The sequence below is a fragment of the Aporhodopirellula rubra genome (genome assembly GCF_014192335.1).
In the GTDB taxonomy this organism is placed as follows: Bacteria; Planctomycetota; Planctomycetia; order Pirellulales; family Pirellulaceae; genus Rhodopirellula; species Rhodopirellula rubra.
In genome coordinates, this window is sequence record NZ_JACHXU010000013.1 from 107,241 (window position 1) to 122,873 (window position 15,633).

The 15,633-nt window shown below is 56.5% G+C and carries 10 protein-coding genes; 5 read left to right on the top strand and 5 right to left on the bottom strand.

Annotation, left to right across the window (positions count from 1 at the left end; genetic code table 11):
* Positions 1 to 179: 179 nt before the first annotated feature.
* Complete coding sequence (locus FHS27_RS17820; RefSeq protein ID WP_184306235.1) at positions 180 to 440, bottom strand: hypothetical protein; 261 nt, start codon at positions 438 to 440, stop codon at positions 180 to 182.
* Between the two features lie 238 nt (positions 441 to 678).
* On the opposite strand from FHS27_RS17820, the gene FHS27_RS17825 reads away from it, so the two are divergent.
* The 3 genes from FHS27_RS17825 to FHS27_RS17835 all read left to right on the top strand — a co-directional run bounded on the left by FHS27_RS17825 (position 679) and on the right by FHS27_RS17835 (position 6,071).
* Positions 679 to 2,721 (top strand): sensor histidine kinase, encoded by a 2,043-nt coding sequence (locus FHS27_RS17825; RefSeq protein WP_184306236.1) that lies wholly within the window; start codon positions 679 to 681, stop codon positions 2,719 to 2,721.
* A gap of 8 nt (positions 2,722 to 2,729) precedes the next feature.
* Entirely contained in the window at positions 2,730 to 3,401 is a 672-nt protein-coding gene (locus FHS27_RS17830; protein ID WP_184306237.1) for a response regulator, read from the top strand.
* Between the two features lie 318 nt (positions 3,402 to 3,719).
* A complete protein-coding gene (locus tag FHS27_RS17835) occupies positions 3,720 to 6,071 on the top strand; it encodes a right-handed parallel beta-helix repeat-containing protein (protein WP_315854611.1) in 2,352 nt (783 codons plus the stop codon).
* Positions 6,072 to 6,182: 111 nt separating this feature from the next.
* Here the strand turns inward: FHS27_RS17835 and FHS27_RS17840 are convergent, their stop codons facing one another.
* The 3 genes from FHS27_RS17840 to FHS27_RS17850 form a co-directional block, all read right to left on the bottom strand.
* The gene (locus FHS27_RS17840) at positions 6,183 to 6,848 is read right to left on the bottom strand and encodes a peroxiredoxin-like family protein (protein ID WP_184306239.1); all 666 of its coding nucleotides are present in this window, start codon (positions 6,846 to 6,848) and stop codon (positions 6,183 to 6,185) included.
* Positions 6,849 to 7,117: 269 nt separating this feature from the next.
* Positions 7,118 to 8,566 carry an SHD1 domain-containing protein gene (locus FHS27_RS17845; RefSeq protein WP_184306240.1) on the bottom strand — a complete coding sequence of 483 codons (1,449 nt, stop codon included), beginning with the start codon at positions 8,564 to 8,566 and terminating at the stop codon, positions 7,118 to 7,120.
* Between the two features lie 129 nt (positions 8,567 to 8,695).
* Entirely contained in the window at positions 8,696 to 9,787 is a 1,092-nt protein-coding gene (locus FHS27_RS17850) for a DNA-binding protein (RefSeq protein WP_184306241.1), read from the bottom strand.
* Positions 9,788 to 10,047: 260 nt separating this feature from the next.
* Between FHS27_RS17850 and recQ the strand changes: the two genes are divergently transcribed.
* Both recQ and FHS27_RS17860 read left to right on the top strand, forming a co-directional pair.
* A complete protein-coding gene (gene recQ, locus FHS27_RS17855; protein ID WP_184306242.1) occupies positions 10,048 to 12,294 on the top strand; it encodes a DNA helicase RecQ in 2,247 nt (748 codons plus the stop codon).
* A 179-nt stretch (positions 12,295 to 12,473) separates the two neighbouring features.
* Entirely contained in the window at positions 12,474 to 13,283 is an 810-nt protein-coding gene (locus tag FHS27_RS17860; RefSeq protein ID WP_184306243.1) for a sugar phosphate isomerase/epimerase family protein, read from the top strand.
* On the opposite strand, the gene FHS27_RS17865 is transcribed toward FHS27_RS17860, so the two are convergent.
* Positions 13,201 to 15,624 carry a dockerin type I domain-containing protein gene (locus tag FHS27_RS17865; protein WP_184306244.1) on the bottom strand — a complete coding sequence of 808 codons (2,424 nt, stop codon included), beginning with the start codon at positions 15,622 to 15,624 and terminating at the stop codon, positions 13,201 to 13,203. The two genes, FHS27_RS17860 and FHS27_RS17865, sit on opposite strands and share 83 nt — an antisense overlap.
* Positions 15,625 to 15,633: the final 9 nt, after the last annotated feature.

Consider the following 15,633-nt stretch of genomic DNA (forward strand, 5'->3'; position numbering starts at 1 on the left):
CCGCGATATCCTCCAGCTCTGAATCGCGGGCTCGTTTGGGAATGGATTGGTAATGAAGTGTTGTTGTGCCTAGGTTGCGTCTTATGGACGCATTTTACCCCTCGTGTGGGATTCCGTCTGTCGTCTGTTCGGATGACAAAACGTATTTATTTGACTGGTGCGGGGACCAACCTGGCTGATTAGGTGGGATAGGTGGCCACTTGCGCGTTTTGGCAATGCCGCAGTGAGGAGCTGTTCCGCCAGGCGGAAAAGATGTGTTTGTTCACTTCGGTGGCGGGGGCGTCAGTCGGTTGCCCGTGATAGCAGTCCGTGATCGCGTGTGGGCTACGGAGAGGAGGCTGCGGAGAGGAGGCTTCGATCACCGTGCTCCATTTCTTGAAGACCGGCGATGCGGTGACCGTCGGGAGATGATCGCCGTGATAATCTCGTTCCAGCGTCATCTTGTAACTGCCCAGCGTCAACCTGTAACTGCATTGTCTCGAGACAGAATTACCTAGGTGCTAGTGTCGATACGGCAACGGCGCACATGCTGATTCACGCGGGCTCTTGCGGACGCATCGACGTCTCGGGCGTGATCGTCGGCGGGGATCGATTTTGTTATCGTACCGCATCGTTTACTGCCCGGTCGGTCCTCGCCGCGGATGACATCAGAAGATCGTTCCACGATAGAATGAGTCAATGGTTCGATACCGTCTCTCGCTGCTGTTGCTATGCCTTCTGTTTGTTGCTCATTACGCGGGTCTGCGTGTTGCGCACGCGGATGCCGGATTGTATGGAACGGTCGGTGCCAAGCCGATTCCTGTTCGTGAATTGAAGTTGCAGTTGAGCAAACTTTCGCTGACCGAATTGGAACGGCGTCTCGAAACGATCGATAGCCAACTCGAATGGTTGTGTCCGATCAGTCTTCGCAGTGGGGTCGGTGCGGTCGGCATCCGTTCGTCGGTGCGATCGGATCCGCATCACGCGGAGTGGTTTGAGGTTGAGTTGGCTGAGGCGGTGCCGGTTCATTACATCGCATTGGTGCCGACGATTTGGCGTGACACGAAGACAGGGTTGCGTGCGGACGGTTTTCCGATTGAGTTTCGTGTTGTGGTGGGGACCGATGGCGACTCCGAGGGAACGGTCGTGGCGAGTTATTCCGCCGAAGACCGTTTGTTGCCTCGAATCGCACCGCTGGTGGTGGAGTGTCCCGGGATTATCGCATCGTGGGTGCGGGTGGAGGCGATCGAGTTGTCGCCTCGTTTGTGGGATTCGCAATACGTGTTCCAGCTATCAGAGCTGTTCGTGTTCAGCGGCGATGAGAACGTGGCGCAAAGCCGACCGGTGCGAACCTCTTCGAGTTCAGTGGCCGAGGGCAGACACCGTCGATACCTCGTCGACGGTTTCGTCCCGTATCTGATGGACGCCCGGGAAGGCGAGCAGAGCATTGCGTTTTTGCGTGAAGGTGCAGCGGATGGCGACTACGAATTTACGATCGATCTGGGTGCGACGAGGCCACTGAATCGTATCCATCTTCATGCGATCGACTTGAGTGATACGATCCCGCAAGCAAACCGAGATGGCATCGGTATTCCAAAACAGATGCGGTTGGAAGGAGCCAATCAGCCGGATTTTTCAGACGCGGTGCTGTTGCAAGAATTTGACTTCCCCACGGTTTACGATTTGGGCCCGATCATCATGCGTCGGTTTCCCAAAACACCGTGTCGCTATGTGCGTTTGACTGCGATCGAGCCCGACGCGATCATGCGAGGTGGCAAGCTAACTCCCCGGATCGGGTTTGCCGAAATCGAGTTGTTTTCTGATGAGAAGAACGTGGCCGCTGAACTCCCCTTCGAGGCCAATTTCGTCGTCTATAACCCAATGCGACCTTTGTCGGCGTTGACCGACGGTCGGAATTTCTATGGTACGATTCTGCCGATCCGCGAATGGATGATTGAATTAGCGCTTCGGCATGAGTTAGAGACCGAGCGTCCGTACGTGGCAGAAGAACTGAATCGACGTTACTCGCAACAGAAAGTTCACCTGACGTGGTTAACGTGGTTGGCTGTGTTGCTGGCCGTCGGTATTGGTGTCACGATCATGATTGACCGAGTGGTTCGCATGCGTCAGTTGGCGAACTTGAAGGAGCGATTTGCAGCGGACCTTCACGATGAGCTCGGCGCGAACTTGCACGTGATCGGGTTGCTCGGCGATCTCGCGCAGGCCGCGGTTGGTTCGCCGAAAAAATTGAAGAGTCTGCATCAGCGGATTCGCGTCATGACGGAGCGATCGGGAACGGCGGTGCAGTACTGCACGAACATCTTGGAAGCCAAGGGACTGTACCAAGATTTGTACGAAGACATGCAACGTACGACACAGCGGATCATGGCCGACATCGATGGTGAGTTATCGTTCGAGGGAGACGCGGACGTCCTCAAACGACTCGGCCCCCGTACGCGAGCGGACTTATTTCTGTTTTACAAAGAGTGTTTGGTGAATATCAGTCGTCATAGTCAGGCGACTCAATTCGACGCGCATTTGACCGCGTCGGGGAGTGATCTTTCGCTGGTGGTGAGCGATAACGGGCACGGACTGACGGCTCCATTGGCGAACAAGGTTCCCCCATCGCTGCAACGTCGAGCACGGTTGCTCGGTGCCCAGGTCACCGCGAAGCATCCCAGCGAAGGTGGGACACACATTGAACTCAATCTGCGTACCCGGAAATGGGGACGCCGCAAATAGGCAGCAACATGAATAATCGAATTCGAGTGATGTTGGTCGAAGACCACCCTGAGTACCGCGAAGTCATTCAATTGGCTCTCGAGGATGAGCCCGATATTGAGTTGGCCGATCAGGTCGGTTCGTCCGAGCGGGCGTTGTCGGTGCTGCAGCACAGTGGTCACCGTGAGATGCCTGACTTAATTTTGTTGGATCTGAACTTGCCGGGCGATTCCGGTTTGGACGTGTTGCCCGCGTTTCGTTCCATCACGCCCGAAACGAAGGTCGTGATCCTGACGCAGTCGGGCAAAGAGGCTGATGTGTTGCGGGCGATTCGAGAGGGAGCGTCGGGATACCTACTGAAATCATCGACCGTGACCCAAATTGTCGATGCGATCCGCACGGTGGCGTCCGGTGGGGCGATGCTGGACAGCGGTGTGGCGAAGTATGTATTGGATACATTGCAATCGAGCGTCAAGCAGCCCGAGTTGTTGCATTCGCTTTCGCAACGGGAATTAGAAATTCTTCGCTTGCTAAGCGAAGGGTTGGTGAAAAAAGAGGTCGCACATCAACTCGATATCAGTGTTAGTAGCGTGGCCACGTATATCCGTCGAGTCTATGAAAAACTCGATGTCCAAAACGCGCCGGCAGCCGTTAACAAAGCCTATCGATTAGGTATCTTCCCGACGGACGGTGGCAATTGAGTCTTTAGAGAGGGCTGATCGCGTAAACGAATTACGCAGTCGCGAAGTCAATAGATCGGGTTCGGTTCGTTGAGGCGTTGGCGAGCGTCCAACGCGCATGCGATCAGGGCGATCACTCGGCGGGGTTGTTAGAAGGGGAGTCATTGGGTCGCGTGTTGCCCCGGTAGAAAAGCACCTCTTCTTGGAGTTTAATTGCGCTTCCCCTCCTGGCCGTATCGGCCGATCCCAGCGACTGTCTCGCAGTCGTCCTGCCTCCCAATCCCACCAAATAAAATGTACGCACGCGTCGTTTTCTCGGTTTTAAGTTTGAGTCTTGCCGTGGCCGCGAACGGTCAGGCGATCGAACAGCCGGCACATTCGTTTCCTGAATACAATCAGCGATTCATTGAGAATCAACTTGCGCCCATTAGGGTGCCAGGAAAGAGTTTTTATGTTTCTCCATCGGGCGAAGAAGGGGACGGGTCCCGCGAACGCCCTTTCCACAGCTTGGAAGCGGCTCGTGATGCGGTTCGTGAGCTTAAGAAGACCGATGGGTTGCCAGACGGAGGCGTGCAGATCCGTTTGCTAGCGGGGAACTACACTCGTGGAAAAACGTTCGTTCTCGAAGAGCAGGATTCCGGAACGGATCACGCTCCGATTGTCTATCGCGGACAGAGTACCGACACCGTGATCCTGTCGAGTGGACAGCCATTGCCTGCGAGAGAATTGAAGGTTGTTGAGGACAGCGGCGTTTTGACATGGCTGCATCCGTCGGCGCGTGGACGAGTGATGTCGATGAAGGTGTCCGACGAGGTCGCGGCGAGTCTTCCCGGTGAAGGCAATTACGGAATGCTCTCGATGGACGGGCATTTGTTGCCGTTGGCTCAATGGCCCAACCGCGGATACAACCACATTGATCAAGTGATTGAAGAGGGGCCAAAGACGCGGCACTTGGGGCCTGGCGAAGCACCGGTCGCCTACAGCAAGGAGAACCCAACGGGCGGAATTTTCAATACACGCGAATCATTGTCTCCGATGGTCGCGAAGGAGTTTGAGCGGACCGGCGACATGCAGGTTCAAGGCTATCTGCACAATGATTGGTATTTTCAAGCCGAGCCGATTGGCGGGGTCAACGAAGGCGAGATTCAGTTACTGCGTTACACGCGATATGGGATCGCACAGAAGATTCATTCGATTCCACGGCGAGTCCGGTTGGTAAACGTGTTGGCGGAACTGGACGAACCGGGCGAGTGGTATTTTGATCGCAACGAAAAGCGATTATTCGTGTGGCCGATTCCTGGATTTCATCCGGAGCGTTCGAGCATGGTCGTGCTCGGGAGTGCGGCGGCGGAGTCGAGCCGATCGGGAGACGGGGAATCCGCGGATGAGTTGATGATCGATTTGCGGGGGACGTCGTACGTTACGCTGCTCAATCTCACACTCGAGAACTCAGGGCGTCTCGGGGTGCGAATCTCAGGTGGTGAATACAATTTGATCGGAGGGTGTCGAGTCCGGAACGGATACAGCAAGGGAGTGTCGATCGAGGGAGGCTCTCATAACGGGATCACGGGGTGTGAGTTTCATGACCTCGAGTCCGCGTTTAGTATCTCGGGCGGAAATGTTCGTCAGCTAGAACGTTGCTACAACTTTGCTACCAACAATGACATTCATTCCTGCCGCAGGCGTGGATACGGAATGATCGGTCTCAGCGGTGTTGGGATCTACTTCGCGCATAATGTTTTGCATGACATGAACGGTGCGGTGAACTACGACACGGTCGATGCGTTGTTGGAATACAACGAGTTTTTCAACATCGGTTATGAGATGGGCGATTTCAACGTCGCGTATTGCGGTGCCAAATGGCACATGATGAATAACGTCGTGCGGTACAACTTCGTTCATCATTTGCTCGAGCCCGGGGGGCACCCGGTCTTCCCGTTTCGAAATGACGATGGCGGGATGGGGCTGCAGATTTATGGCAACGTTTTCTATCGCTCGGGACGCGGCGGCGGTCAATTTGCGGGGCCGCTGAACTCCTTTCAAAACAACATCACTTTGAAAGGCAGCGTGATGTGGTGGACGAACAAGCGTGCAATCACGCCCCAAGAAATCGCCGATGAATGGAAGAGTCTGGAGAAATTTGGACGGGATTTACCGCATGGTGACAAAGGGGACAACATCTATCTATTGAACCGATTGCTGGGAGAGAGGGGTTGGGAAAAAAGTCCCTGGATCGATGAGTTTCCTCGGCTCGCGGAGACGATCGAAACGAACCCGTTCTCGCAGACGTTTTGTCAAGTCAACTTGAACTATGTCCATGAGGTCCGAGAGCCTTTTCACATCCATGGTGGGGACGGCACGGTCGAGGGGATGGAAAGTAACGCGATTGGGCAGTTCAAGGATCTGCCGAAGAACGGATCGTTTCTTTTGCCAGAGGAGATCGACCTCAACGCTTTTGCGAGCGTTCCGAAACTCGATTTCAGGATGAAACAGGGTTTCCGTCCGATGCCGGGTTTTAAGCCAATCCCGTTTGAGGGTATTGGTTTCCAGCGCGACGAGTTTCGGCCGAATCCACCCAACAAAGACGCGTATCGATCCAAGGTGTTCCGGAAATTTTTCAAGGATGCGGGGGGGCGATATCATTCTGAGCGTGTGAACGCGAGATACCCGCAGCCTTCGTATCTTCCCTAACGACGAGAAGAAATTCTGTGAGTTTCGCGATCAAAGGAGCGCGACATCTCGTTCGCCCGGTGTGTGGATTTTCCGGGAATGTGAAGTCGCACGACGTGAGTTTGCGAGAAACTATTGAGGCGACGGGATACTGAGTTTTTGGAGAGCTGCGATGATGTCGTCGGGCTCGGCTCGGGTTCGGTAGTCGACGTTGACATATCGCCATGTGACCACGCCATCGTTGGAGAGGACGAAGGTCGCCGGGATGGGAAGGACGTTACCGTTGCCGTTGTTGATCTGTGCGAGTTCGAGTCCGCGATCTTTCTTCATGTGATCGAGCAAGAGATCGGGAACTTGCCAGGCGACGCCGTATTGTTCGGCCACGCGTGCGTCTTGATCGGAAAGGACGACGAAACCGAGGCCGTCTCGCTCGGTTTGCGACAATGATTCGTCAGGCATCTGCGGACTGATCGCGACCAATTCGGCACCGAGGTTGTGAAGTTCGGGGAGCCGTTCCTGCATCGCTCGGAGTTGCAGATTGCAGTACGGGCACCAGTTTCCGCGATAGAAGGTGACGACGACGGGGCCGCGTTGAAGCAGGTCGTTGAGCGACACGTTTTTGCCGCGTGCATCGGGGAGTTCGAACGAGGGAGCCACGCCTCCGATCGCGACTGCGTTGGCTCCCTGTTGAAACTCATTTGCCGACGCGAGAAGGTCGTCGACCGATTTCATGAATTCCGGTTTCGCTTGGCGAGTCTTGGCGATCTGGGCATCGGTTTGTTGTTTGAGATTGGTCATGGTTTGGTTTTTCAATTATCGCTTTTGCGGAGGCTGGTTTTCGTGGCGTGTGTGGGAAGTCGTGTCCCAGCGGTGATGCACTCGATCGGTGCGGCGTCGAGGCGAGTCCGTTTGATCTGAGAATGCCAAAGATGGAGATGCATCCGCCATGTTCGGCGAATTTTGACGGCGTCAGAAATGATCGCCGAGCAACTCTCACGCCGCTCTTTCGATGCGTGCAGACGTTCGTTAAACTCGCGTCGAGCGTTTTCGCAGCCGAAATAGATTGGCTATTCGGCTGCGTAGCCGAACGCGTTGGCGAATTGTTTGTCATCGTCTGAGAGGCGATCGAGAGGGACGACGACTTCTTTTTGGTTTTCGACTCGCCGGAGCGTGACGTTGAGTCGATCGGTTTTGACGAGGTAGGCTTCGACGGAGAACGACCCTACCGCGGTTTTCCAAGTTCTCGGCTTCTCTCGTGCGTCGCGGCTGATCTCCGTCCAGTAGCTGAGGATTTCTTGGCTTTCGGGGCTGTTGAGTCGCTTGAGTTGAGACATCAACTCTTGATCCGTCCACGCCGGATACGACATTTTGAGCAGTGACAGGCTGCTCGTTGGCAGTTTTCGGGACCGTTGAATGATCCGCATGACGATGTCGCGTCGCTGTTTTGTGAGTGGATAGAGGCGTTCAAATTTCTGCGGCAGTTTGGGGGCGTTGCGGAGTTGTTCTGCGTTGAGGGTTACGTCTTCCAACTCAACACCAACGGGCTGGATCCTGAGCGACAGTCGGGTGTAGGACAATTCGACGACTTCACCCGCCTTCATGCCGGGGACTTTCACGGGATCGTCAATGAACTCGCCACCTCCTCGGAAAGTGAACGGCATGCCCGTTTCGTTGTCGAGGGCAAGCAAACCAGAAAAATACCACTGCATCCGTGAGCGTGGCCCTGTCGATCTCTCGCCTCGTCGCATCGGTGTTAACTTTGCGATGCTGGCGTAGTCCGATCCGACGTGCAGGATTGAAAGACGGTATGTATCGTGAGCCTTTGCTTCGGGATGGGTTGGGGCCTGGGTTGAACGGAAGATTTCATAAACGCGTTCGCGGGCTTCTGCGGAGGCGCCATCCGCGTTCACGGCAGCAGGCACGCGTCGGATCGGGTTCCAAGAGATGTCATTGGTGGGCGACAGTGGAAGGATCGGCAATTCGGCGAGTTGTGCGAATCGTGCCGGAAGTGAAGTGTCAGCGGAGTTGGAAAGGATTTCACCATGAGAGCTCACCACCAAAGTGCCTGTCACTTTGTTAGTGAGGCAAGGATAAAGCCGACCGATGATCGGGTTGAGGTTCTCCCAACCGGCCTTGGATGCTGTGCTGCGCCCGGTTGGCGGGGGCATCGTTTTCAAACCTAGTTTCGGAGCGGTTTGGGCGGACGCTGAACGAATTTCGAGCGTGTAGTCGGCCGTCCATTGGGAGGCGTCTGATTGCCGGATGTTGTAGGTTAATTGCCAATTGAAATTGGCGCGAACCTGGAACTCCGATCCTTTTCCATCGAGATCCATGGTGATCTCGTAAAGAAATTCTTTGCCGGCGGTGGGGTGATAGCGTCGCATGACCGACGAATCCGTGACCGCATCTTGAGCGGATGAATTCGGGAAAATGCTGGCTGGCCCTATTCCGATGACCACCGCCGTGAGCCCTGTGATGGTGGTGAGGATGCCAGCGCGAAGAATTCCGGACACCATTGGTTTCATCTCTCAAGAGAACATCTCGTGCCGATAAGCACGATCGAGCGTGCGCCCGCACGTACTCAGTCGGCGGCTAAATAGCCGACTCGGTCGTGTTGGCTTGCATGCATTCGACGCAGCGGTCGATTATTCGTCGCGGAAGGCGGGGATTTTCAAGTATTGGCGTTTGCTAGCCACTTTAATGACATCGATTTCGAGCGAATCGGCGATGTCTTGATCCGGTTCTTGCCCGAGGCGGCTGACCGCTTCGTCGGTCCATCGGAACTGTGTCGTGCGTGACGAAATTCCATGACGGACACGGTATCCGCGGACGGATGCGACCGAGATGCCGGTGCGTTTGCTGACTTCGGTGTCCGACAGTTTGCCGAGCATCGCGACGACCTTCGGTGTCCACCGGGCTTCGTTGGCCGCCACGACGGGAGATTGAATTCCGAGTGATTGCCGCATCGCGATCACCTTGCGACGTGGGATTCCGTACTTCTTCGCGATTTGTGTGTCAGGGATTTTTCCCAACAGTGACAATTCTTTCTTGCTCCACGTGCGGCTGCGTCGGCCTTTGCGGTGCGGCGAGATTCCCAGCGAAGTTCGTTTCGCGCCGACGGTGGAGGAGTCCAATCCGACGCGGCGTGCGACTTCGACATCGGACAATTTGCCGAGCCACTTGAGTTCCTTCGCCGTCCACTGATGGGGGTTCAGTTTGGTGGAAGGCGTGTAGGATTCGATGCCATTGCGTCGGCGTCGAGCGCTGACGGCGTTGACGGTCAGGCCGACTTTCTTAGCCACTTCGGCGTCGGGCATGGTACCGAGCATCGCGTCGGCTTCCTCAGTCCAGTTGTTCCAGTGCAACGGTTTGATCGCGCGACGTTGTCGTTCGGCGCGGACCGCGGCGACGGGCAGGCCGTACTCATCGGCGAGTTGTTGGTCGCTCTTTTTGCCGAGAGCGGAGGTGACGCCACGGGGCAACGACGCTGCGCTGGAGCGGCTGGTTTTCTTCGCGGAACGTTTGACGGCAACCTTGGCGGCTTTCTTTCGCTTGCCACCGGTCGTGGGGGTCTTGGTTTTGGCCCGTTTGGTTGCCGTCTTCTTTTTAACGGCTTTCTTTTTCTTAGTCGTTTTCTTAGCAGTAGTTTTCTTGACGGCTTTCTTTTTGGCAGCCTTTTTTGTCACAGGCTTTTTCGACTTCTTCTTCGATGTCGAGGGGCGTTTTTTCTTGGCCATGGTTTAACAGCGATAAGTTTGTGCAATAGAGAAGAAAAGGAGCACTGAATTCGGAGGCCGGTGTCGCTCACTTCGCGTCAACGCCACTTCCTCGTACAATAATTGGCCAGACGAACGAATTTAACTCGCGAGCGAAGGAGAGTGCCGTGACCGATGGTCCGACCCCAGGAGAGAACCGAGCCCTAAGGGAGTCGGTTTTGCCGCCCGCGAGCCACAACGATGTAGGCCCGGCCTCACAGATTAACGTAAAACGAACGCCCGTGAGTGATTACAAGGGGACAGAACTAGAAAAAAATGGTTCGATTGGTCGTGCCCGGCAAGTCCTCGGGAGGGTATGGGGTTTCGACGAGTTCCGCCCGTTGCAGGAGGAAGCCGTCACCGATGTGATCGAAGGCCGGGACAGCGTCGTCGTGTTGCCGACCGGCGGTGGAAAATCTTTGTGTTATCAGGTGCCCGCGTTGGTGCGTGAAGGCATGGCCGTGGTGGTCTCGCCGCTGATTTCGCTGATGAAGGATCAGGTGGATTCGCTGGTCAGTAACGGGGTGGCCGCGGCGCTCGTGAACAGCACTCAATCGGAAGAGCAAAAACGTGATACCGCTGCGAGAATCCGCAAGGGTGAAATCGATTTACTTTACTTGGCGCCGGAACGGCTGCTGACAAATCGAACGCTCGATTTTCTGACTACTGTTCCGATCTCGTTCTTTGCGATCGACGAAGCCCACTGCGTTAGTAATTGGGGGCATGATTTTCGTCCGGAGTACCGTGGGCTGCGTGCGTTAAAGCAACGGTTTCCTGACGCGTCGGTGCATGCGTTTACCGCGACGGCGTCGGAGCGGGTTCGCGATGACATTGCCGAACAACTGAATTTGGAATCGCCGAGCGTGCTCGTCGGCAGTTTTGATCGGCCGAACTTGACTTATCGTATGATTCGTCGCGACAACGCGTTGCGGCAAATCATGAACGTCATTGATCAGCATCGTGGCGAATCCGGAGTCGTTTACTGCATCACCCGGAAAGAGGTCGAGCAGACTGCCGCGGCGTTAGCAGCCGAAGGCATCTCGGCGCTTCCCTATCACGCGGGGCTCGATGATCAGACGAGGCAGGACAATCAGGACGCGTTTATCCGAGAAAAGGTCGACGTGATCGTCGCGACAGTTGCCTTCGGCATGGGGATCGATAAATCGAATGTGCGGTTCGTGATCCATGCGGGAATGCCGAAGTCGATCGAGCATTATCAGCAGGAGAGCGGCCGGGCCGGTCGTGACGGATTGGCGTCTCAGTGCATCTTGCTCTACAGCGGCGGGGACCTGATGACGTGGAAGCGTATTCTTGAGATGGGGGACCGATCGAACTTCGACGAAGCGATGCAAAACATTAACGCAATGTCGGATCTCTGCACGGGAGTGAAGTGTCGGCACGCGGCGATCGTGAATTACTTTGGCCAAGAGTTCGATGTTGAAAATTGCAACGCCTGTGACGTTTGCCTCGGGGAACTCGATACCGTCGAAGATCCGATCACGTTGTCTCAAAAAATCTTATCCTGTGTCGTGCGGTTGAAAGAACGGTATGGCGTTGCCTACACGGTGAAGGTCCTGACGGGGTCACGCGATGCCAAAATTATGGAGGCCGGGCACGATCAACTGAGCACGTACAACCTTCTCGGTGACGAGTCGGCCAGTTCGGTACGGACATGGGTTGAGCAATTGGTGTCGCAAGGTTTTCTGGAGCGATATGGCGAATACAACGTGCTGCGATTGACGTCCGAGGGGCGTGACCTGTTGCAGAGAAAGGGGACGGTGACGTTGACTCGGTCGACGAAGTCTTCTGGCGGGCGTTCATCTCGGTCGCCGGTTGCGGAATCATGGGAGGGTGTCGATCGAGGATTGTTTGATCGGTTGCGAGCGTGCCGGAGTGAGTTGGCCGCACAGCGGAAGGTGCCCGCGTACGTGATCTTCGGCGACGCGGTGTTGCGGGATTTGGCGAGAACGCGTCCGGCATCACAGGCGGGGCTCGCGAGGATCAAAGGCATCGGAGAACGCAAGCTCGCCGAGTTTGGGGAATTGTTCTTGAACGAAATGGATGCCTATTGCCAAGAGAATTCGCTTTCTCGGGACGTGACCGTCGTGGTGGGGGCGTCGGCACCGATGTCCAAGCCGCCTCGACCTAAATCCGTAAAAGGTGCTGCGGCGCTCAAAGAAGTGTTTGCTCTTTTTGAGCAGGGGAAGACCATCGCTGAGGTGGCCGAGTCGGTGGGCCGAGCGGTTTCGACGGTCCGTGGTTATCTGAACAGCTATATCGCCGAGACCGGATCAACGGATGCCTCCGTGTGGGTCTCGCCGGAGAAGATCACGGTAATTGAATCTGCCATTTCTGCGAGTGAAGACGGGCGGCTGAAGCCGATTCACGAGGCGATCGCCTCGGACGATTCGGTCTCATTTGACGTCTCGTATGAAGAGATTCGGATCGTGGTCGCGTGCCACAGCAATCGAGTCACCAGCGGCGCGTGATGGGCGTTTGTAATTGTCGCGTCGAGCCTTTACGATTTGCCGCAGCCAAGGCGGTGTTGAATTGACTCGGCCGGGCGTAGGATGCGTTCTTGTTTTTGAATGTTCCTGGCCACTTTGTGTGGTCGTTCCCGCTGTCACGCGTTTGCGTGTTTTCCACGATACTCCTCTAGTACTGTTTTATGCGATTTGCACTTTGTAACGAAACGTTTCGCGACACACCGCTTGCCGACGCGGTTCGTTTGACCGCTGATTTGGGTTACACGGGCTGGGAAGTTGCCCCGTTTATGTTGGCCGATCACGTTGACAAAATCTCCGCCGAGGAGCGAACGGAGTATCGGAAAGTGGTGGAGGATGCCGGGTTGGAGATTATCGGGTTGCATTGGTTGCTCGCTGGCACCGAGGGGTTGCACCTGACGACGCGCGATGAGGAGACGCGGAAGCGGACGGCGGAATACTTCAAAAAACTCACGCATCTTTGCGGGGATCTCGGTGGGCATTTGATGGTGCTCGGTTCACCGGTGCAGCGAAATCGAACTGAGGGGCAGACCACGGAGGAGGCACTCGCCAACGCGGCGGAGATTCTGCGTGATGTCGTGCCGACGCTGCATGAGCGAAATGTTCGGATTGCGATCGAACCTCTCGGTCCGGAAGAAGGTGACTTTCTCAATACGGCGGATGAAGGGTGCGATCTGATCGACGTGATCGGTGACGACCACATCGGCCTGCACTTGGACGTCAAGGCAATGAGTACCGAGAGCGAACCGGTCGACCAAATCATTCGTCGACACGCGGACCGTATGATCCACTTCCACGCCAACGACCCCAACCGGCTCGGGCCGGGAATGGGGGAGGTTGAGTTTCAACCGATCATGCAGTCGCTGCGTGACGTCGGATATGACGGGTGGGTCAGCGTCGAAGTGTTCGACTATTCACCCGGGGCTGAAGCGTTGGCTCGAGAGAGTATTCAGAACTTGCAAGCGGCGATGTGAGATCCTCGTTTGAATCGGCTTCACCTTCGAGGCGTGATTCCTTCGGTGTCGCGGTTTGCAAGTGAGAGGCTGGTCGACCGGTGGAGGCGAGCGGGGGCGGTGTGGCGTTGAGTGGTCGCGAAATCAGTTCGGTTTCCACGGGGTCAATGTAGGGCTGCGTTGTTGGTGGGGTCGCGGCGTTTGTCTGTGTTTGGATTGGCGTGAATGGGACGGGCGTTGCAAGGAAGTCCGTCGGCGGTTCCGGTTCGATCGGTTCGCTTGTCGCGTGTCCTCTCGCGTTGAGGTAATTGATCACACGGAGTGCGTCGAGTTCGGAAATGAACCCTCCGCCATCGACATCGAGAAACGGTTCGGTGGTCCGGTTCGGATCGTCGTTGCCGTTGGATCGGGCGTTGAGTTCATTGATCACTCGTAATGCGTCGACCGCCGTTGTTTCCCCGTTGGCGTTTGTATCAGTGGGTTCGAAGATGTTGGTCGGCGCGAGGTGAGTGAGGGATGTGTCGCCGCCGGTGGATTGCAGTGTGATTGTTTGATCGGTTGTGAGAGCTTGCGACACGATCGCGTAGGTTTCTCCTGACTGGACTTCGGCAAAAACGGAGTTGCCTTGTCGACTGCCGACCGATTTTTGGTCCGCATCGACGATGTGCAGTGACCGGCCAAATGGCGTGGCGTTGGTTGTGGTTGCGGTGATCGTGGCGTCGGACAACGCTTCGAAAATGATCGCTGTCCCCGTGAGGTCGCTGTCCGAGACGCTTGCGATGAAATGTTCCGTGGCGACGGCCGCTGGGACGATGATGCGTGGGCGAATGGGCGAAGTGATTTCGTGAGCGAAACGCACCTCATCGACGGTGATGTTGGCGTTGTCCGATGGGCTGTTGGTGAGGCGGAACGTCAAGGTGTTGACCGAGTCCGCGTGGGATCCGATTGAAGAAGAAAGCGTGAGGCCGCCGTTCGCAGCGAGCGTTCGTTCGAGCGAAGTGTATTGATCGATCGCGAGCGAGTCGACGAGCGTGTCGCCGATGAGGACCTGAAGACTCCCGCCGGTTGTGCTGATCGGGATGGTGATGTCGTAATCCAGCAGCGCGATGTCGTTGGGAATGTAGGTCCAGTTATGAGTGCGTGAGTCGTTGGAGCTTTGCAGCGATAGGGCGGCGTCGGGGTTCGGTGTGATCTCCGCGTTGCCGCCGCCTGAGTGGAAGGCCCATCCCGGTACTTCGCTACTGCGGTTGCCCACAAACGCGAAACCTGCATTGTTGATTTGCGGGTTCCAGGCGGGGGCCCATCGTCCCGCGGTGATTTGCGCTGACGTCAATCCGTTCGCGTCGAGTCCGGTCGAGTTGGGCATTCCGTTGTCGCGGTTCACGATCGCATCGGGCGTGTGGTCGTGATCTTGATCGCTGCCGTAGAAACGCGGTTCCGGTCGGTCGACCGCGTTGTCGATTCGCGAGCTGAATGCGTAACCGGTCGTGGACGAGGGATCGTTGATCGAGGCGAGGTAGTATTCGTTCCAGACCGCACTATGTGGGAACGAGGCCTCGGATGTTTCGGCGGTGACGGAGGCGTTGTAAGCGCCCGGGATGGGGCGACCGCCCGGGTTGGTGGAGAAGAATCCGAGTGGGTTGGTTTGGTAGTAGACGTCGGCGAAATCGACGTTGTCCCAAACGGTGGCGCCGTAAACGGGGGACTCGTTGATCCGGGGCAAACCGAGCGTATCGAGGTCTTGTGATCCGTCGATGGGCAAACGGGATTGGTCGAAGTCGTGAGGGTCGAGATAGGTCAGGTGGTCGACGGGGATCTCGAATGCTGCGAGTCGTTCGACCGCTTCGCTGGTGACCGCGGTGCCGAAACTGTGTCCGATGAAATGCAGGTCGGTGGTGTTGGCGGGGCCCGCGGCGGGGGCGATGATGCCGAGACCGACGGCGATGCTGAAGAGTGCGTCACCGGCGGCTTCGCCCCATCCGGCGGAGTCGTTGTTGGAGGCGTCGCCCCAATCAAACAGCAGCACGAGTTCGGATCCAGTTTTCGAGACGCTCTCGAAGAGGTCGAACGTGCCCGGGCCGCCGTCGGTGTTCACGTCGAAGTCGACCAGCAGCCCGCCGTTGCGTTCGACGATCGCATCGGCCAGCGGAATCAGCGAGTCGCCGGCGCCGTCGAGTTGAAAACCGTGGGTGATGATCGTCGCGGAAGAAAACTGCCCCGAGATTTCGTCGCGCATGTCTTCGAGCGAGAGGCCCGATTGCGTCATCGCGGCGAGCAGTCGCCGGGGCTCGAGGTGTTCCATCCTCAGGCGGAAGACGTTGCGTCCGGCGATCCGTCGCCGGTTGGTCAGAATCGATTCCATTCAGATGCC

Excerpts from the sequence above, each read along its gene's own strand:
- FHS27_RS17820 (WP_184306235.1), bottom strand. The coding sequence starts at position 440 with ATGACGCTGGAACGAGATTATCACGGCGATCATCTCCCGACGGTCACC.
- FHS27_RS17825 (WP_184306236.1), top strand. The coding sequence starts at position 679 with ATGGTTCGATACCGTCTCTCGCTGCTGTTGCTATGCCTTCTGTTTGTT.
- FHS27_RS17830 (WP_184306237.1), top strand. The coding sequence starts at position 2,730 with ATGAATAATCGAATTCGAGTGATGTTGGTCGAAGACCACCCTGAGTAC.
- FHS27_RS17840 (WP_184306239.1), bottom strand. The coding sequence starts at position 6,848 with ATGACCAATCTCAAACAACAAACCGATGCCCAGATCGCCAAGACTCGC.
- FHS27_RS17845 (WP_184306240.1), bottom strand. The coding sequence starts at position 8,566 with ATGGTGTCCGGAATTCTTCGCGCTGGCATCCTCACCACCATCACAGGG.
- FHS27_RS17850 (WP_184306241.1), bottom strand. The coding sequence starts at position 9,787 with ATGGCCAAGAAAAAACGCCCCTCGACATCGAAGAAGAAGTCGAAAAAG.
- FHS27_RS17860 (WP_184306243.1), top strand. The coding sequence starts at position 12,474 with ATGCGATTTGCACTTTGTAACGAAACGTTTCGCGACACACCGCTTGCC.
- FHS27_RS17865 (WP_184306244.1), bottom strand. The coding sequence starts at position 15,624 with ATGGAATCGATTCTGACCAACCGGCGACGGATCGCCGGACGCAACGTC.